22 protein-coding genes are annotated in these 16,469 nt (G+C 39.2%); 15 read left to right on the top strand and 7 right to left on the bottom strand.

Annotation, left to right across the window (positions count from 1 at the left end; translation table 11 throughout):
* Window positions 1-17 precede the first annotated feature (17 nt).
* Both AC1VNJ_RS22355 and AC1VNJ_RS22350 read left to right on the top strand, forming a co-directional pair.
* Window positions 18-1,406: an amino acid permease gene (locus AC1VNJ_RS22355; protein ID WP_482641311.1), complete on the top strand. Its 1,389-nt coding sequence runs from the start codon at window positions 18-20 to the stop codon at window positions 1,404-1,406.
* 189 nt (window positions 1,407-1,595) lie between these two features.
* The gene (locus AC1VNJ_RS22350) at window positions 1,596-1,709 is read left to right on the top strand and encodes a YjcZ family sporulation protein (protein WP_080754474.1); all 114 of its coding nucleotides are present in this window, start codon (window positions 1,596-1,598) and stop codon (window positions 1,707-1,709) included.
* A 41-nt stretch (window positions 1,710-1,750) separates the two neighbouring features.
* On the opposite strand, the gene AC1VNJ_RS22345 is transcribed toward AC1VNJ_RS22350, so the two are convergent.
* The gene (locus AC1VNJ_RS22345) at window positions 1,751-2,425 is read right to left on the bottom strand and encodes a hypothetical protein (protein WP_482641310.1); all 675 of its coding nucleotides are present in this window, start codon (window positions 2,423-2,425) and stop codon (window positions 1,751-1,753) included.
* A 482-nt stretch (window positions 2,426-2,907) separates the two neighbouring features.
* On the opposite strand from AC1VNJ_RS22345, the gene AC1VNJ_RS22340 reads away from it, so the two are divergent.
* The 4 genes from AC1VNJ_RS22340 (at window position 2,908) to AC1VNJ_RS22325 (ending at window position 4,905) form a co-directional block, all read left to right on the top strand.
* Window positions 2,908-3,108 (top strand): cold-shock protein, encoded by a 201-nt coding sequence (locus AC1VNJ_RS22340; RefSeq protein WP_013058502.1) that lies wholly within the window; start codon window positions 2,908-2,910, stop codon window positions 3,106-3,108.
* 77 nt (window positions 3,109-3,185) lie between these two features.
* Entirely contained in the window at window positions 3,186-3,341 is a 156-nt protein-coding gene (locus AC1VNJ_RS22335) for a DUF3934 family protein (protein ID WP_162837669.1), read from the top strand.
* Window positions 3,342-3,727: 386 nt separating this feature from the next.
* Window positions 3,728-4,378 (top strand): RNA polymerase sporulation sigma factor SigH, encoded by a 651-nt coding sequence (gene sigH, locus AC1VNJ_RS22330; protein ID WP_013058500.1) that lies wholly within the window; start codon window positions 3,728-3,730, stop codon window positions 4,376-4,378.
* A gap of 149 nt (window positions 4,379-4,527) precedes the next feature.
* Entirely contained in the window at window positions 4,528-4,905 is a 378-nt protein-coding gene (locus AC1VNJ_RS22325) for a hypothetical protein (protein WP_482641309.1), read from the top strand.
* 14 nt (window positions 4,906-4,919) lie between these two features.
* Here AC1VNJ_RS22325 and AC1VNJ_RS22320 read toward each other — a convergent pair whose 3' ends face one another.
* Window positions 4,920-5,348: a hypothetical protein gene (locus tag AC1VNJ_RS22320; RefSeq protein WP_033579981.1), complete on the bottom strand. Its 429-nt coding sequence runs from the start codon at window positions 5,346-5,348 to the stop codon at window positions 4,920-4,922.
* Window positions 5,349-5,601: 253 nt separating this feature from the next.
* Here AC1VNJ_RS22320 and AC1VNJ_RS22315 point away from each other — a divergent pair, with 253 nt between their 5' ends.
* From AC1VNJ_RS22315 to AC1VNJ_RS22305, 3 genes are all read left to right on the top strand, one after another.
* Complete coding sequence (locus tag AC1VNJ_RS22315; protein WP_013058498.1) at window positions 5,602-6,054, top strand: MarR family winged helix-turn-helix transcriptional regulator; 453 nt, start codon at window positions 5,602-5,604, stop codon at window positions 6,052-6,054.
* Window positions 6,023-7,222 (top strand): MFS transporter, encoded by a 1,200-nt coding sequence (locus AC1VNJ_RS22310; RefSeq protein WP_033579982.1) that lies wholly within the window; start codon window positions 6,023-6,025, stop codon window positions 7,220-7,222. The genes AC1VNJ_RS22315 and AC1VNJ_RS22310 overlap by 32 nt, the downstream gene beginning before the upstream one ends.
* A 179-nt stretch (window positions 7,223-7,401) precedes the next feature.
* A complete protein-coding gene (locus AC1VNJ_RS22305) occupies window positions 7,402-8,652 on the top strand; it encodes a C40 family peptidase (RefSeq protein ID WP_047750037.1) in 1,251 nt (416 codons plus the stop codon).
* 39 nt (window positions 8,653-8,691) lie between these two features.
* Here AC1VNJ_RS22305 and AC1VNJ_RS22300 read toward each other — a convergent pair whose 3' ends face one another.
* Entirely contained in the window at window positions 8,692-9,231 is a 540-nt protein-coding gene (locus tag AC1VNJ_RS22300) for a DUF2199 domain-containing protein (protein ID WP_482641308.1), read from the bottom strand.
* 152 nt (window positions 9,232-9,383) lie between these two features.
* Between AC1VNJ_RS22300 and AC1VNJ_RS22295 the strand changes: the two genes are divergently transcribed.
* The 4 genes from AC1VNJ_RS22295 to AC1VNJ_RS22280 all read left to right on the top strand — a co-directional run bounded on the left by AC1VNJ_RS22295 (window position 9,384) and on the right by AC1VNJ_RS22280 (window position 11,724).
* Window positions 9,384-10,049, top strand: coding sequence for a sigma-70 family RNA polymerase sigma factor (locus tag AC1VNJ_RS22295; RefSeq protein ID WP_033579985.1), 666 nt, complete (start codon window positions 9,384-9,386; stop codon window positions 10,047-10,049).
* Window positions 10,050-10,078: 29 nt separating this feature from the next.
* Window positions 10,079-10,660, top strand: a complete 582-nt coding sequence (gene clpP / locus AC1VNJ_RS22290) for an ATP-dependent Clp endopeptidase proteolytic subunit ClpP (protein WP_028414941.1) — start codon at window positions 10,079-10,081, stop codon at window positions 10,658-10,660.
* 145 nt (window positions 10,661-10,805) lie between these two features.
* A complete protein-coding gene (locus AC1VNJ_RS22285) occupies window positions 10,806-11,450 on the top strand; it encodes a Bax inhibitor-1/YccA family protein (RefSeq protein ID WP_028409806.1) in 645 nt (214 codons plus the stop codon).
* A 139-nt stretch (window positions 11,451-11,589) separates the two neighbouring features.
* Window positions 11,590-11,724 (top strand): hypothetical protein, encoded by a 135-nt coding sequence (locus AC1VNJ_RS22280; protein WP_255287211.1) that lies wholly within the window; start codon window positions 11,590-11,592, stop codon window positions 11,722-11,724.
* An 84-nt stretch (window positions 11,725-11,808) separates the two neighbouring features.
* Here the strand turns inward: AC1VNJ_RS22280 and AC1VNJ_RS22275 are convergent, their stop codons facing one another.
* Window positions 11,809-12,051 carry a hypothetical protein gene (locus tag AC1VNJ_RS22275; protein ID WP_049165986.1) on the bottom strand — a complete coding sequence of 81 codons (243 nt, stop codon included), beginning with the start codon at window positions 12,049-12,051 and terminating at the stop codon, window positions 11,809-11,811.
* Between the two features lie 200 nt (window positions 12,052-12,251).
* Between AC1VNJ_RS22275 and AC1VNJ_RS22270 the strand changes: the two genes are divergently transcribed.
* Window positions 12,252-12,704, top strand: coding sequence for a hypothetical protein (locus AC1VNJ_RS22270; RefSeq protein ID WP_028414939.1), 453 nt, complete (start codon window positions 12,252-12,254; stop codon window positions 12,702-12,704).
* Between the two features lie 142 nt (window positions 12,705-12,846).
* The gene (locus AC1VNJ_RS22265) at window positions 12,847-13,530 is read left to right on the top strand and encodes a hypothetical protein (protein WP_311264906.1); all 684 of its coding nucleotides are present in this window, start codon (window positions 12,847-12,849) and stop codon (window positions 13,528-13,530) included.
* A 104-nt stretch (window positions 13,531-13,634) separates the two neighbouring features.
* Here the strand turns inward: AC1VNJ_RS22265 and AC1VNJ_RS22260 are convergent, their stop codons facing one another.
* The 3 genes from AC1VNJ_RS22260 to AC1VNJ_RS22250 form a co-directional block, all read right to left on the bottom strand.
* On the bottom strand, window positions 13,635-13,796 hold the full coding sequence (locus AC1VNJ_RS22260) for a hypothetical protein (protein ID WP_165636182.1): 162 nt from the start codon (window positions 13,794-13,796) through the stop codon (window positions 13,635-13,637).
* Window positions 13,797-13,862: 66 nt separating this feature from the next.
* Window positions 13,863-15,179, bottom strand: a complete 1,317-nt coding sequence (locus AC1VNJ_RS22255; RefSeq protein WP_028414937.1) for a CitMHS family transporter — start codon at window positions 15,177-15,179, stop codon at window positions 13,863-13,865.
* A 297-nt stretch (window positions 15,180-15,476) separates the two neighbouring features.
* Window positions 15,477-16,337 (bottom strand): LysR family transcriptional regulator, encoded by an 861-nt coding sequence (locus tag AC1VNJ_RS22250; RefSeq protein ID WP_033579989.1) that lies wholly within the window; start codon window positions 16,335-16,337, stop codon window positions 15,477-15,479.
* Window positions 16,338-16,469 lie beyond the last annotated feature (132 nt).

Here is a 16,469-nt window from a genome sequence, read left to right as displayed (position 1 = left end):
GGCTAGGGGGAAGTAAATTGGCAAACAAAGAGTTAAAAAGAGGGCTTGAATCTCGTCATATTCAAATGATTGCTCTTGGAGGAACGATCGGGGTAGGGTTATTTATGGGTTCAGCAAGCACCATTAAATGGACGGGGCCATCCGTCCTGCTTGCGTATGCTATTTGCGGCGTTTTTATTTTCTTTATTATGCGTGCAATGGGTGAAATGCTTTATTTAGAGCCAAGTACGGGTTCATTTGCGACATTTGGTCATAAATATATTCACCCGTTAGCTGGCTACATTACGGCTTGGAGCAACTGGTTTCAGTGGGTGATTGTCGGCATGGCAGAAATTATTGCCGTCGGAGCTTATATGCAGTACTGGTTCCCGCATTTGCCGGCGTGGGTTCCGGGAATTATCGCCATGATCATTCTCGGTGCGGCAAATTTAATCTCAGTAAAATCTTTTGGAGAGTTTGAATTTTGGTTTGCAATGATTAAAATCGTGACGATTGTTCTCATGATTATTGCCGGTCTTGGCCTTGTTTTCTTCGGTCTTGGAAACGGGGGAGAAGCGCTTGGACTATCGAATTTGTGGGCAAACGGCGGTTTCTTTACAGGCGGATGGTCCGGCTTTTTCTTTGCGCTGTCGCTTGTGATTGCTGCCTATCAAGGAGTAGAGCTTATTGGAATTACAGCAGGAGAAGCCAAAGATCCTAAAAAAACGTTAACAAGCGCGATTCAAAGCTTGATTTGGCGTATATTAATCTTTTATATCGGTGCCATCTTTATCATTGTAACGGTATATCCGTGGAACGATCTGGACTCACTCGGCAGTCCGTTTGTTTCTACATTTGCGAAAGTAGGGATTACGGCAGCTGCGGGAATCATTAACTTTGTGGTCATTACAGCGGCAATGTCTGGATGTAACAGCGGAATTTTCAGCGCAGGACGCATGCTTTATACGTTAGGCGTAAACGGACAGGCTCCAGCGTTTTTTACAAAGGTTTCTCGAAACGGTGTACCTATTTATAGTACCGTTGCGGTAATGATTGGGTTAGCTGCGGGCGTTGTCTTAAATTATATTGCTCCGCCAAATGTTTTTGTGTACGTGTACAGCGCGAGCGTGCTTCCAGGTATGATTCCATGGTTTGTCATTCTTATTAGTCAAATTCGTTTTCGAAAAGCAAAAGGAGCGGCGATGGATCAGCATCCATTTAAAATGCCTTTTGCTCCTGTGACGAACTACGTAACCATCGCGTTTTTACTTATGGTGCTTGTAGGCATGTGGTTTAATGATGAAACGCGCATATCGCTGATTGTCGGGCTTATCTTTTTAGCTATTGTCGTGCTGAGCTACTATGTACTAGGTATCGGAAAGCGCACGGAAGTACGGTCTTCTGAAAGACGTAAGCTAGTGAAATAAATGATTTTGTAAGAGGGGCTGAAAAGCATTTTCTTTTTTTACTAATGAGGTGCATGGCAAGAAGGAAAAAGAAAAAAGAAAAAACCAGAGTCAAATCGGCGTGTTCAGGCATAAGATAATCCAACTCAAGCGAAATGCAAGCGGCGTTTTTCTTGAGGAAAGAGTAACTAAAGAAAAGGAAGTGTTCGTATGTCTGGAAACGCTGGATGTGGATATGGATCTGGTTTTGCTTTATTAGTCGTATTATTTATTTTATTAGTAATCATCGGCTGCAGCTGCTACGGCGGAGGCCTTGGCTGGTAATTCACTCATTTAAAAAGCCCTATAAGGGCTTTTTTCAATGCTTATAAATAACGTTTTTTCCCGTTTTGATAAATGTTTACGTGAAAGCCGTTTACTTCATCCATAAAGATTTTAGAAGGAAAGTCGGCTGTTTTGACAGATGAAGTGATTTCGACAGTTTGATACGCCTTTGGTTCCAACGTAACAGTATGAAGCCTAGGGTTATTCATCATAAGTAAAAAAGGGGTATCTTCTTTAAAATAGAAGCGTTCATCCAGTGCTACTTCAAACGTAACGGGGTTTGAGCTGTGATTTTCAAATGAAAGGTCACAGGTACCCGTTAATACGGTTTCTTTTTTATTTTTCTTAAATGTACAAATGCTGTTTTCCACATCGTAAGAAATGGCATACATACCTGGTAATACGGTCTTTTGCATCGCTTCAACTATATGACCAGGACCCGATATGACAATAAACGCAGCTAAAATCGTTAATTTTAAACGGTGACGATTTAAACTTTTGTAAAGTGCAAAAAGACCAAGTAAAAGTATAATTCCCCACGCATTGCTGGCATATTGAATTCCTGTCATTGTTTCTTCATTTCCATAAATGGGAAGGCCTAAAAAAGAAAAGACAGAATTAATAAGCGGCGCTGAGTTAGGGAAAGGGATGTTTAAAATAAAAACAGCTAGTAAAAAGATGAGTCCTTTTATCAAAAGTGATCGTTCACGAATCATGTTGTTCCTCCTTAGCTATAAATCACGTATCATTATATACTATTATTATCTTTTTTTGTAATTAATGGTTATTTTATTGCGTGGGAGAAGAGAGAGTGGAAAATAAATTGATAAAAAATGTGCATGTCCATTTATAAGCGTCGTAGTTTCTTAGAAAGCAGGATATGAAATATTTATTTTTGTGCAAATGATACATATTGCCGAATGAAAAAACTTTATGGCGCATCACAATCCAGAAATGTCGGTAGCCTCAAAGCTTACACAGAGGGTTTTAACCGATACATAATTAGGATAGAGCCTGTCTTAGAACAGAGACTTGCTATTTCTAAATTGATATGTTACACTAAGTTTAATTATTTTTGTTCGGTATGAAATTGAAAGAAGAGAAATATTCTTCAATAGAAATTTTTATCTGGAAATAGTACGATTGAGCAAGGGTAGTAATATATGTGTGGAGTAATTCCACCACTGGAGGAAATAGTATGACTGAAGGTACAGTAAAATGGTTTAATGCAGAAAAAGGTTTCGGTTTCATCGAAATTGAAGGCGGAGAAGATGTATTCGTACATTTCAGCGCAATTCAAGGCGACGGATTCAAATCTTTAGACGAAGGTCAAAAAGTGACTTTCGACATCGAGCAAGGTCAACGCGGTGCACAAGCTGCTAACGTTGTAAAAGCATAATTTTATGCAATCCAAAAAAGACTCCGACTTTGGACGGGGTCTTTTTTTATTGTAGCAAACACGCAGGTAACGGAGGAATACGTATGAGTAAAGCAAAAGGTAAAGGCGGCACGGGGCGAGGCACCGGCAAAAAAGGATGGAACCGCTGGCAGGCGAGTGCAAAAAAGAAGAAAAATGCAAAGCCTTATAAAAGTAAGGGAACAAAAAATGCTGATAAGCCGGAAGGCAACTAATCCTATATGCGCAGTATCATCTGCAACTTCGACTTACTCTGCTTGAGTAAGTTTATTTCATATTGGAAGTATTTTTTTATTGCTTTTTTTACAGTTTGCTGTCACTATATGAAATAATAAAGTGATTTGTGTGAATTTTCTATAAAAATTGATTTTTTTTGCAAACACTTTCATATTTCGACAACCTTTTTGATTTTTATCGGTTATACTTCTTTATAATAGATTATAGAAAGATGCAGGGGAGCATAAAGTGAGAGAGGAAAGCGACAGTTTACTCTGTACGCTTTTTACGTTTCTGGACCGTATTGCAGTAGCGTCGTAACAAGTAGATCATGCATCAGTTTAGAACACATCAAAACTCAACTAAGTGTAACGGGGGGATATGAGTGAGCGTAGGCATCGTAATTGAAAAAGTTCAAAATTATGCTATGTTAGAAGATCATGTTTTGGTTGAAATGGTTCACAGCGGAGACGAAAAATCATTAGAGTATTTAATCAACAAGTATCAAAATCTTGTAAGGGGAAAAGCAAGAAAATACTTTTTGATTGGTGCTGAAAAAGAAGACATCGTCCAAGAAGGAATGATTGGACTGTACAAAGCAATTCGCGACTTTAACGAAGACAAGCTAACATCTTTTAAAGGGTTTGCGGAGTTATGTATCACAAGACAAATTATTACGGCGATCAAAACGGCTACTCGTCAAAAGCACGGTCCGTTAAATTCGTACATTTCATTGGACAAGCCTCTGTATGATGAAGAATCAAACTATACGCTGATGGATATGATTCCTGGAGATCAAATTGCTAATCCGGAAGCGGTGCTGATTCATCAAGAAAAAGTGGAAGACCGCGAGTTAAAAATTGCGGAAACACTTAGTGAATTGGAAAGAAAAGCATTGACGCTGTATATGGACGGCCATTCATACGCTGAAATTTCGAAAGAATTAAACACGCACGTTAAGTCAATTGACAACGCGCTGCAGCGTATCAAAAGAAAGTTAGGTCGAGACGTAGAAAGCAGACAAGCTATTTCATAATAGGTAAAGAGGACCTTATTGGATAATAAGGTTCTTTTTTTATTGAATAGGTGTCTATTCTGCACTGAAATATTTAACAAATTTAGGTTTTTACCATAATTTCCTTTATGTGTTAAACTAAGAGCACGTTAATTTCGAAGGGGGATTTTATGTTTTTCTTTCTAGACAAGCATCATGACAAGCTAACGTGGATGATTGTAGGAATCGGACTTATTCTTTTTTTCGTAAGGCGAGATATGCTTATATTTGTATTGACCCTCTACATATGCTTACAGGGAATTCAACATCGCAGGCTTATTAAAAAGAAAATAAAAGCTACCTCTTGGGGTAAGCGTATTTTATACGTACTGTGTTTTTTACTATTAATTGTTGTATTGGCTTATTCTACGACTCATATGCTTGCTTGGGCACATACGCATCATGTGTTCATTGTTTTTCAATTCATTATGATTTACCTGCTGATTCTTTTAGGTAGGTTTTTACTGTCTCACGTCATTCCAAAAGTGATGAATAAGCTACATGAATAGAAAAGGGCCGGACCTCAAAGGGGTTTCGGCTCTTTTTCACGATCTTTTAAAATGTCTTGAATAATTTCAATATGAACAGAAGCCCACGATTGTTCACGGAAATGAAGAAACACGCTTGGAATGAGAATAAAAACATACAGCACGACAAAAATAATCCAAAGCCAGCTGCCGTCTTTAAATAAAAATTGCTGCAGCCGCTGCGAAAATAAAAAAAAGAGCCAAGGCAAGGCAGAAACAAGGATAGGGATGACGCCGGAGCCGTTTTTTTCTTTGGTCATTCGGTAATACACTTTTCGCAAAGTAGCGCTTTCTAGCGTAAGGTAAAGCTGCCGGATTTCTTCCATTTCCGCTAATTCATCAATATCTGCTGCGTTTTGATTTTGATGAGCCGCTTTTTTCAGTTTAAGGTAGACTTTATGAGCATCGCCGCGCAGTGAAAACATATACCAGCCTCCCGCATATTGTTTCGTCTTCTTTAACAGAGTTTGCAGGTGCATGTAAATCTATACAAAAAGTTTCGTGATACGAAAGAATAAGAAAACAGAAGTGTAAGCGTAAATCATTAGTAGAAAATAAGAGAAAACAGCTGATTTTTACTCTTTTTGGCCGCCTTTACACATCAACTAGCAGCACATATACTAATAAAAGAGCAATTAGTTACCTAGGTAAATAAAATGAAAAGGTGAGGTGAGAAAAGTGAATAACTTGGTGTTTCATGAGCTTCATCAAAAGTCGAGATTGTCTATTAAAGAAGTAAATGAAGTATTAAAAGCGTACGGGCTATACAGCTCACAGTATTCGATTTTATTTTGTTTAAAGCGATTCGGCTCGATGACGCAAACGGAGATTTGGCAGTATTTAAATGTCGAAGCGCCAACGGTTACCCGCACGTTAACAAGGCTTGAAAAAAGCGGATGGATCGTTCGAAAAGCAGGCAGTGATAAACGAGAGCGCATCGTTTATTTGTCTCCTCAAGCGAAGAAAAAGCTTCCAGAAATTCAGCAAGAAATTGAACGTTTAGAAGAAAATTTGCTGATTGCTTTATCCGACAGCGAACAGGATCAGCTTATTTCGTTATTAAAGAAAATTTGTAAATCTACAGAAAAGGGTGAAATGAATGACGAACCAGCAGGAGCCAATCTGGACTAAAAGCTTTATCAGCATTGCGATTACCAACTTTTTTATTTTTGTCGTGTTTTATGCATTGCTGACGCTGCTGCCGATTTATGTATTAGACGCCTTGGACGGCACGAGTACGCAGGCAGGGCTTGTTGTTACCATCTTTTTATTATCTGCGATTATTGTTAGACCGTTTTCAGGGAAAGTCATTGAAAACATTGGAAAGAAAAAAACGCTTGTATTTAGTACCCTCATTTTTGCGCTTTCTTCCTTCTTATATATGTTTATCCACCATTTTAACGTGCTTTTATTACTGCGCTTCTTTCAAGGAATTTCATTCAGCTTAGCGACAACCGTCACCGGAGCGATTGCAGCGGATTTAGTTCCCGCTAAACGACGAGGAGAAGGGCTTGGCTACTTCGGAATGTCAATGAACTTAGCTGTAGTTGCAGGGCCGTTTTTAGCATTAACGCTTCATCAGTACATGGCATACAACATTATTTTCCTTGTATTTGGCGTGATTATGCTCGTTGGTTGGCTGTGTGGAATGATGGTCAAAAATCTTCAAGAAAACGCTGCTTCGCCAGTGAAGAAATCATTTTCACTGAGCGACTTGTTTGAAAAGAAATCCATGCCGATTTCATCTGTAGGTATTCTCGTTTCTTTTTCGTATGCAAGTATTATTTCGTTTATTTCTGTGTACGCACAGTCGCTTGGATTAATTAAAACAGCAAGCTTTTTCTTTGTTGTGTTCGCAGCTGCGATGCTGATTTCACGACCGTTTACCGGAAGACTATTCGATAAATCTGGTCCAAACATCGTGATTATTCCATCATGCGTTGTCTTTGCGATTGGTCTATTTAGCTTAAGCTTTACGCATTCTTCTTGGATGTTGCTGTTTTCAGGTGCATTAGTAGGACTAGGCTACGGAACGCTGCTTCCTAGCTTCCAAACGCTGGCGATTCAAGCAGCGCCTGCTCACCGAAGCGCATATGCAACTGCCACGTTCTTTACGTTTTATGATAGCGGAATTGCAGTTGGTTCGTTTGTATTAGGAATTGCAGCAGGTGCTTTAGGCTATTCAAAATTGTACTTTGCGCTTGGTATTTTTGTTCTTTTGATTACACTTTACTACAAGTGGATTGCAAATTTACGTCAAAAACAAAAAGCAGCAAATATCCAGGTGGGCATGAAATAAAAAAGCTCGGCGTAATATGCGCCGAGTTTTTTTATGGATTTTTTACAGGACTTTGGAAGGGAAGCATATTTAAGTCAAAAGGTACTAGCCAATTCCTATCCATCTGCACCATACTTTAACAGGGGAACCATTTACATATAAAACTTCTTGGATGAAATAAAAAACAAAGGAGAACAAACATGAAAGTAATGAAACCTCTTATGGTCACAGCGTTAGGGCTTAGTCTTGCCACTTTTTATGAAGGCGCTTTTCCTGCAGAAAAAGTTGTGCAAGTACAGGCTGCTACAGATGAAAACGTGATTGCTGATAAAGCAAAAACGTATGAAGGAGCCGATTATACATCTGGAGGAGAGACGCTAAGCGAAGGGTTTGACAGCTCTGGCTTCGTTCAATATGTGTTTAAGCAAGCGCTGGATACAACGCTGCCTCGTTCCGTGAAAGAACAGTCAGCGCTTGGGACAGACGTTGATAAAAACGAGCTGCAAGCGGGTGATGTATTGTTTTTTGACACTAATGAAAACGGTGAAGTGAACGTAGCCGCTATTTATATCGGAGACGATGAGATGATTTATGCATCTTCTTCAGACGGAAAAGTCGTGGTGAAAAACATTTCAAGCAGTGCCTATTGGTCATCACATTTCGCTAAAGCAAAGCGCATTACAGGAGCACCGGAAATTGCAAAAGATAATGAAGTCATTGCAGAAGCATTAAAACATCTCGGCACGCCATATGTATTTGGAGGCGAGTCGCCAACAGACGGTTTTGACTGTTCCGCATTTGTTGCCTATGTATTTCAACATGCATCGGACGTCTACCTTCCGCGATCAACCGATCAGCAGTGGCAAGTTGGAGAAGAAGTTGCACGGGCAGATTTAAAGCCAGGAGACGTTATCTTTTTTAAAGACACGTATCGTGAAGGGATTTCACACGTAGGCATTTACGCAGGCGGCAATCAGTTTATTCACGCCAAGCGCAGCGAAAATGTGACGGTTGATTACCTAACAAGCAGCTACTGGACGTCTAAGTACGCCGGAGCAAGGCGCTACGATGACTTATCGCTGTCAAAAGACAATCCATTTGTGACGGAATCTCTTAAATATGTAGGAGAAGTACCTTACGCACAAGGTGGGACAAGTCCTTCTACAGGCTTTGATACAGCTGGTTTTGTTCAATACATTTATAAAGAAGCAGCTGGAAAAGACATTCCGCGCTATGCAAGTCAGCAGTGGGAAGCAGGAGAAACCATTTCACAATCTGACTTGAAGCCGGGAGATCTCGTCTTTTTTGAAGGAAGTTCACTTATTCCATCCATCTATATTGGAAATGACTATGTCGTTCACGTATCCACATCTGAGGGCGTGAAAATTACAAACTATAAAGTAGACAGCTACTGGGCGCCTAAATACTACGGAGCAAAGCGCATGCCATAAAGGTAAAAAACTAAGACAGTCTGGGGCTGTCTTGGTTTTTTAATAGGTAGCCAATTGTTTTTGTATATCTTTGATTCGCTCTAGCGTTATCCCTTCCTGCTGCTCGATGGCTAAAGGATGATCGGTTGGTTCTAATTCAATGAGAGGTCTCGTTCCAACAGGTCTTGTATGCACATTTGTTTTTAAATTTAACGTTTCAGGATAGCCTGGAATTGAAACTGAAAACCAGCCGAAATAAGGCGGTTCATGTTCTCTTTCGTCACTTTCCCATAAATTTATCATTCGATGAAAATTTTCTTCGCTTAAAGAAACCCAAATGTTCCAAATGAAAGGGTCTTCTTCATTAAGAACGGGAATTTCAACACAGCCTCTGACGAAAAAATGTTCTTGATTCATGATACAAATCTCTGAATATAGTTCAAAGTCGTTTTGTTTTTCATCTTCTGACGCCTCATAATAGTAAAAAGGAGCTTCACTTGTATAGCTCATAGGCGAAGCGGGCAGAGGGTGTTCACAGGTTAAGTCTTTATAGTGAAGTTTGTTCGTTTTCTTTTTGCCGTATAATCGTCTTCTTCGCATATCATTTTAGACTCCTTAGATAAAAGTATCTTCATTATAATACAAAAAAATGGCTGCTTAAGCGTATAATGTATAAAAAAGTTTGATTCCCCGTATCTTTTGAACTTCCTTTAATCGTTTAGTAAATAGAGAGTGCAAAAGGAGTGAAAACCATGTCACATTCAAAAAAAATTGAAAAACAAACAGAAAGCTTTGATGAGGCTTGCTGGAACGAGCATTACCCAAAACTGCAGCAGTACTGCCGCTTTTTAGCACAAAATGTGTGGGACGGAGACGATATTGCCCAAGAAACGTTTTTAAAAGCTCAGCGATATAAAGGCGAAGAGCACAATTTGTCTTCTGCGCTGTTAAATAAAATTGCGTACCACCACTGGATTGACCTGCTGCGAAAACGAAAGCGTGAAGGAATAGTCGAAGAAAAAGCTTTGGAACAACAAGCCGATAAGCATGCGTTTGATAGTAAGGGACACTCGGTCGAACTGCTGCTTAGTCAATTTACGCCGAAGCAAGCGGTTATCTTTTTCTTAAAAGAAGGCTTTCGCTATCAGCTGAAAGAGATCGCTTCGATTTTACAAACGTCAGAAACAGCGGTAAAAAGCAATTTACATCGTGCTAAGCAGCGGTTAGAAAAAGACAGTGAGCCGTTTTCTACAGATTCTTTTTGGAATGAACAAGAACGCAAAAAGCTGTCAGAGCTGTTTTACAAAACGTTAGAATCGCAGGATCCAGCTCTTTTGATTCAAGCTTTACCTTCCTTAAAAAGCATCATCCAAAAACCGACGTATACTCCGACATGCACTCTCTGCATGGCTGCATAGCCATATTACGTGTGATAGGGAGGATATATATGAGTACCATTCCATATGTAATTGAACAAAGTAACCGCGGTGAACGTTCGTATGATATTTATTCAAGGCTGTTAAAAGACCGAATTATTTTAATTGGTGATGAAATCAATGATCATATTGCTAACAGCGTGGTCGCGCAGCTCTTATTTCTTGCGGCAGATGATCCTAAAAAAGATATTTCACTGTATATTAACAGCCCCGGAGGTTCGACTTCAGCAGGGTTTGCGATTTATGATACGATGCAGTACATCGAGCCGGACGTTCAAACAATTTGCACGGGCATGGCCGCTTCTTTTGGCGCACTGCTTCTCCTAGCAGGAGCAAAAGGAAAGCGCTATGCGCTTCCAAATAGTGAAGTGATGATTCATCAGCCGCTAGGAGGAGCTAGAGGGCAGGCGACTGAAATTGAAATTAGCGCCCGGCGGATTTTAAAATTGAAGCAGCATATTAATGAAATCATATCAACACGAACGGGACAGCCGGTTGAAAAAGTGGCAAACGATACGGAACGAGATTATTTCATGAGTGCTGAAGAAGCAAGGGAGTACGGAATTATCGATGGTATTCTGTTGCCGAAATAAAGAGGTGACAAGAAAGCATAGACGGTAGCGTCTATGCTTTCTTGTCTATAGAAATAAGAAAAAAGACCTTAGTATTATCTTTATTTTTCTTGAAAAGGTAGGTATTATATAAAATATAACAGATTTTAGAAAGAAGGTTTTACACATGCAAGAAGTGATTGGAGTAGAGCAGCGGTCTCTGTTTCAAAAAGTATTAGTCACATTTATTTTTTCGTTATTTATTTCAACAGTTGGCTTATATGTAGGTCAATATGTGCCGCCGGCTTATTTCCTTCCATTAGCGATTGCTGAACTTGTGATGCTGGTTGCCGCATTTATGTTACGAAAGAAAAAAAGCGTAGGATATGGCTTTACATATGCTTTTTCATTTATATCAGGCATCACGCTGTTTCCGATTGTCAGCTACTATGCATCAGTAGCGGGAGCGCAAGTCGTTCTTTATGCGTTTGGAAGCACGTTCGTTATTTTTACGGTGATGGGTGTAATTGGCGCAAAAACGAAAAAAGATCTAGGGTTTTTAGGCAGCTTTTTATTAGTGGCGCTGTTAGCATTAGTGTGCATCAGCATTTTCTCGCTGTTTAGTCCATTAACAACGCCTGGACTTATGGCATTCTCAGTGATTGGTACCATCGTTTTCTCACTTTACGTACTATATGATTTTAACAAAATGAAGCATGGTGAAATTACAGAAGAGCTTGTTCCACTGCTGGCACTATCTCTTTATTTAGACTTTATTAATCTATTCATCAACTTGCTTCGCTTTTTTGGTATTTTAGGCAGCGATGATTAATAAGAAATAGGCTGGGACAAAAGTGTTCTAACTGAAGGGCGATCCGAACGGTGAAGATTCTTGATGGAGAATCAACTTCGTTCGGATTTTTTATTGGTAGGATGAGCGTAGGTGTCATCCATTTAGATGCTTCTAGCTGTTGATTGGAGGGCAAGGCGAAGACTCCTGCGGGAGAAGTGGAATAGGTGAGACCCCGCAGGAGCGGAAGCGACGAGGAGGCTCAGCGACCGCCCGCGGAAAGCGAAGCCTTGCACGGAAATCAACAGCGGTATAATAAGCAGTCCACCTCATGTATCCAATCTGTTGATCTTTAGATGGGATTGATGTAGTTATATCACAATCTCTTTTTTTGTTTTAGTTATTCTCCGCCATCCCCATCTCCATCCTCGCTAACGTCATCCTCTGTTTTTTCATAGTTTGGTCCGGTAGCGTAAGGTTCTTTCCAAAACTTTTCAAGCCACGTGGAGCCTGTAGCGACCGCGCCGTTTTTAGCATGAATAAATTCACTGATTGTATATATTTCAACGACTTGCTTTCGATATTTACGAAATAAAAATACGCTGGCAACAACGCCAATACTGATGATTACATACGTATTCATGGAATCCTCCTTATAAAAGGGTTAGTGTTACGTATGACGCATAGTAAAAGAATATGCATAAGACGTTGTAACCAAACAGATTGATGTAAATCATAATTGTGACGATTTTTCATGGTTTCTCTTATGGATATTTTTGGTATTATATATTTGTGATGAAAAATAAGATGAGGAGAAGAGCGAGTCTTAAGAGGAGGGGAAGTATGAATAAAGTAGTTCTTACATCGTTATTCTTTTTCTTACTGGTTGGTTGCAACCAAGAAAAGGTCAATGTATCTACACCTAATGATGAACAAGTTCCAGTGTCAGGAAGCATTGTGGTTAATGACAAAGAGTATGAAATGCGAGTAGGAGAATATGAATGGAACGGTGACGATGGTGCGCACATAACCAAAACGGATTCTTACTCACCAAAAGAGGTTGCTAAAGAATTTGATGACCTCACGCTAGAGAAAGATACCAAAGTTACAATTCTACTAAAAAACAATCCAAAACTTACAATTTATCAACTAAACAAAAATAATCAAAAAGAAAAAATTAAAATAACGGATAATCATATTGAAGTGTCTTCAAAGAGCGGTTACTATCTTTACGAAGTATCGGGTAAATGGCCTCATGGAAAGGCAACTTATTTATTTGATGTGAATGTGAAATAGCGAACTGATCGGATATTTGGGAGTTATAGTGAACTGCTATACATGCATGAATTTAAAAGAAGTTCGTTTAGTGGTGCGAGCCTTTGAAAAAATGGTAGTATAGAGCAGGTACATAGAGAACGCAAATTTTTTGGAAGGATGCATGCTAGTGGTGAATTTTAACGAGTTTTTTACCATTTCTTCGTATGAAGTAATGGAGCATTCGAGTCGAAAAGAAAACGGAAAGAATATAGATGAATATGAAGTGATGTTGTATAACGAAAACGTTAGTCAAACAGAAAATGTGATGATTAAATTTAAAAAGGTGAGCGATGAAATAGCAGTGGAAAAAGTACAAACTCTCTCTTACTTTAATCAACAGCGTCCTAAACACCCCTGTAAGATTTGCGGCAGTGAAGTGATGGTAAAAGAGAACAGCACTGAAGAACTGGATGTTTACGCGCATAATTGTTCATTTAACGATGAAGAAATAGAGGATTGTTTAAGAGAACTAGTACAAAATGAACTTTTGCAGGATGGGTTTACTCAAGAAGAATTTGAACGGAACTATGGAGTTAACTACCGTGATGACAGTAATAAAGAATATGGCTTTTACGACGCGCAGCAACGAAATACTTTTTATACCATCTTTAATGATAGTGTTTATCACACCTCATACGCAGGACCACAAGAGCTCCGCTGCAAGTTTTGCGGGATGGACGAAGAGCTGCTTGTTGTAGACGGAGCCTTTTATCAAAAATGTACAGCATTAACTCCACATACTAATCGAATTATTCATATGATTGAAGCAAGGAAACAAAACGAGCCAGACGTAACAAAACGTTGATGAGAGAAAAGGGCCGGAGCTTGAGAAGAACATAAAAAAGAAGCTTCCTTTTGAGCGAAAGGAAGCTTATCAAATTTGTACCTATAGGGTTGAGTGGTGCATAATTAAATAGCTATCGGAATGACCGATGAATCATTAAAGTAAGCAACTTCTGAAAGAATACTGCAGCCTTTCAGCTTTTTGAGCTGAGAAAGCGCTTCTTCTTTACTATCAAACTCGTACATTTTTATTTCATCTTTTCTGACATAACACGTAATCACATACATTTTAGAAGTACCTCCACCTATCATGTAGAATTTATTAATAAAAAGCTATAGCAGCTTTTATTCCTATTAAAATAGCGTAAGTGCGCCTGTGACAATAGCAAGGACAATGAGAACAAGAGACGTTAAAACGGCCCATTTAAATGCAAAGCGCTGATGTTCACCAAGATCAACACCTACCATACCTACAAGTAAGAAAGTAGAGGCAACGAGTGGACTTAATAGATGAACAGGTTGTCCGAGTACTGAAGCTCGCGCAATTTCCATTGGATCAATTCCGTAGGAAGCAGCTGTTTCAGCGAATATTGGTAAAACACCAAAGTAATAGGCGTCGTTACTCATCACAAATGTAAACGGCATGCTTGTCAAAGCAACGATTGTTGGTAAAAACGAACCGAGTGAATCAGGAACTAAATGAATTAACAGGCTTGCCATTTCGTCAACCATTTTAGTGCCGGATAGTATTCCTGTAAAAATACCCGCTGCAAAGACAAGGGCTGCAACGGTTAACGCGTTGCCTGCATGAGCCATTAAACGTTCTTTTTGATCCTCAAGTTTTGGATAGTTAATCATAAGAGCAAGCGCAAAACCAATCATAAATAAAACAGAAACGGACCAAATACCAGAAACTAATACGACCATAAGTGCAATGGTTAAGGCTAAGTTAATCCAGATTTTTTTAGGCTGCGTAATATCTTCTTGAGAAGTTAAAGACGCGTCTTCAGCAAAAGCAAGCGAGCTTTTTAATTCAAACTGCTCGATGTCAATAGCACCAAGTCGTCTGCGCTCTTTTTTTCCAAGAATATAGCCTGTAAAAATCACCCACAAAGCTCCGCCAATTAACGTTGGAAGAAGTGGAATAAAGAACTCTGATGCATCGAGGTTAAGAGCAACAATCGCGCGAGTAGCCGGGCCTCCCCAAGGTGTCATGCTGCTCATAATACTAAGAGAAAGCATCGCAACCGTCGTTAACACTAACGGGCTCATATTCAGACGTTTATACAGTGGAAGAAGAGCAGAAACCGTAATCATATAAGTAGTTGTACCGTCTCCGTCTAGTGCAACTAAAAGCGATAGAAGAGCGGTTCCAATCACGATTTTGAGCGGATCGCCTTTTACGATTTTTAACAGCTGCTTAATTAATGGATCAAACAGGCCGGCATCAATCATAACGCCGAAGTATAAAATGGCAAACAGCAGCATCGCAGCTGACGGAGCTACTTGTTTTAACCCTTCTAGCATCATGTCTCCGACGCCTTTGCCAAACCCTCCAATCACGGCAAAAAGAAGTGGAATGACCATTAAAGCTACGATAGGAGACATCCTTTTTGACATAATGAGATACGTAAAGACAATAATCATTGTAAAACCTAGTAGTGCTAGCATTCAAACAACCTCCTTTATTTTCCCTCTTTTCTTTGAAAGCGTTTACTTTTAGAGTAAAAAAACGTGACTAACATCTCTCATCCCCATGTATGAGTTGTAGTTTGATTATTAAGAATTTTTAAATCCGCTCTTTACCCCCGCTGATGTTTCTTGTTTTCATGTTAGTACATTTTGAAAAATAAAGGAAATATAGGTTTTTTTAGAAAGTTCATAAAAAAATTTTATAATGATAGTCTAGAAAAAAGCTTGGTCTAAAAGAAAGTTTCTTCCAAGACCCAAACTTTTTTGCTTTTTGCTTTATTTTTCACTTAGCTTTAAAAAATCAATAAATGCTTTCACGACCGCTAGATTCAAATAAGAAGGATCATACATGAGCCAAGTGTTTCGAAGCAAAGGTGATTCATCTCGGTATGAAAGTCCGTATGTATATAAATTGTCGCTGGAGTGAAGGCAAATTTCTGGTAAAATCGCAAAGCCTAAATCATTTTTAACCATTTCTTTGGCCGTTTCTTGCCGGTCAACTTCCATCGCTACAAACGGAGGCTCTGAAAACTTGTCATGCCACCAGTCTTGAATGAGATCTTTTAGCGACGTATCGGTTTTATAGTTAATATAAGGCAGGTTCGGCAAGTCATCGATCGCAATTTCTTTTTTCGAAATTAAGCAAAGCCGCTCTTTTGTCAGCAGTGATTTTTCTCCGTTCCACGGGTAATTGCCTCGCAAAATACCAACGTGCACACGCGAAGAGTCTAATAGATTCATAACTTGCGTACTCCAGCCTGTATTGACACTGAACTGTACGTTTGGATAGTGAAGAGAAAACTGTTTTAAAATTTTTGGGAGTTTATGCTGCGCAAAGTTACTCGATACCCCTAAGCGAAGCGTGCCTGTAACGGTTTCGCTCATATTACGCATGCTGTCTTTTGTTTCTTGCAGCTGTTTCCACATGTTTTCTGCATAGCGAACAAGATGCTCACCTTCAGATGTAAACTCAATTCCTTTTTTCGTTTTGAAAAAAAGCGTCACGCCAAATTCTTCTTCAAGATTTTTAAGTCGGTAGCTTAAAGAAGGCTGCGATACGTAGAGCCTTTCAGCCGTTCGCGTAATGTTCTTTTCTTCGTGAAGCGTTTTAATTAATATCCAATCTTTTTGATCCATCCCAATTCCCCCTTGTATTTAGATTATAAAAAAATTTTTAAAAAGACAATAAATTTTATGTATTTTACTTATGACCACCTCTATTATACGATAAATGGCAAATGAACCGGTTCTAAATAGTAAAAAAATAAA

It is taken from the genome of Priestia sp. 3CA3 (assembly GCF_056836725.1).
The sequence above is the reverse complement of the archived record's forward strand: the minus strand, read 5'-3'. Positions and strand labels throughout refer to the sequence as shown.

What these genes read in the sequence shown, in the direction of transcription:
- AC1VNJ_RS22305 (WP_047750037.1), top strand. Translation starts at nt 7,402, where the DNA reads ATGAAAGTAATGAAACCTCTTATGGTCACAGCGTTAGGGCTTAGTCTT.
- AC1VNJ_RS22270 (WP_028414939.1), top strand. Translation starts at nt 12,252, where the DNA reads ATGAATAAAGTAGTTCTTACATCGTTATTCTTTTTCTTACTGGTTGGT.
- AC1VNJ_RS22295 (WP_033579985.1), top strand. Translation starts at nt 9,384, where the DNA reads ATGTCACATTCAAAAAAAATTGAAAAACAAACAGAAAGCTTTGATGAG.
- AC1VNJ_RS22275 (WP_049165986.1), bottom strand. Translation starts at nt 12,051, where the DNA reads ATGAATACGTATGTAATCATCAGTATTGGCGTTGTTGCCAGCGTATTT.
- AC1VNJ_RS22310 (WP_033579982.1), top strand. Translation starts at nt 6,023, where the DNA reads ATGACGAACCAGCAGGAGCCAATCTGGACTAAAAGCTTTATCAGCATT.
- clpP (WP_028414941.1), top strand. Translation starts at nt 10,079, where the DNA reads ATGAGTACCATTCCATATGTAATTGAACAAAGTAACCGCGGTGAACGT.
- AC1VNJ_RS22255 (WP_028414937.1), bottom strand. Translation starts at nt 15,179, where the DNA reads ATGCTAGCACTACTAGGTTTTACAATGATTATTGTCTTTACGTATCTC.
- AC1VNJ_RS22320 (WP_033579981.1), bottom strand. Translation starts at nt 5,348, where the DNA reads ATGTTTTCACTGCGCGGCGATGCTCATAAAGTCTACCTTAAACTGAAA.
- AC1VNJ_RS22300 (WP_482641308.1), bottom strand. Translation starts at nt 9,231, where the DNA reads ATGCGAAGAAGACGATTATACGGCAAAAAGAAAACGAACAAACTTCAC.
- AC1VNJ_RS22260 (WP_165636182.1), bottom strand. Translation starts at nt 13,796, where the DNA reads ATGTATGTGATTACGTGTTATGTCAGAAAAGATGAAATAAAAATGTAC.
- AC1VNJ_RS22340 (WP_013058502.1), top strand. Translation starts at nt 2,908, where the DNA reads ATGACTGAAGGTACAGTAAAATGGTTTAATGCAGAAAAAGGTTTCGGT.
- AC1VNJ_RS22250 (WP_033579989.1), bottom strand. Translation starts at nt 16,337, where the DNA reads ATGGATCAAAAAGATTGGATATTAATTAAAACGCTTCACGAAGAAAAG.
- AC1VNJ_RS22350 (WP_080754474.1), top strand. Translation starts at nt 1,596, where the DNA reads ATGTCTGGAAACGCTGGATGTGGATATGGATCTGGTTTTGCTTTATTA.
- AC1VNJ_RS22265 (WP_311264906.1), top strand. Translation starts at nt 12,847, where the DNA reads ATGCTAGTGGTGAATTTTAACGAGTTTTTTACCATTTCTTCGTATGAA.
- AC1VNJ_RS22285 (WP_028409806.1), top strand. Translation starts at nt 10,806, where the DNA reads ATGCAAGAAGTGATTGGAGTAGAGCAGCGGTCTCTGTTTCAAAAAGTA.
- AC1VNJ_RS22345 (WP_482641310.1), bottom strand. Translation starts at nt 2,425, where the DNA reads ATGATTCGTGAACGATCACTTTTGATAAAAGGACTCATCTTTTTACTA.
- AC1VNJ_RS22325 (WP_482641309.1), top strand. Translation starts at nt 4,528, where the DNA reads ATGTTTTTCTTTCTAGACAAGCATCATGACAAGCTAACGTGGATGATT.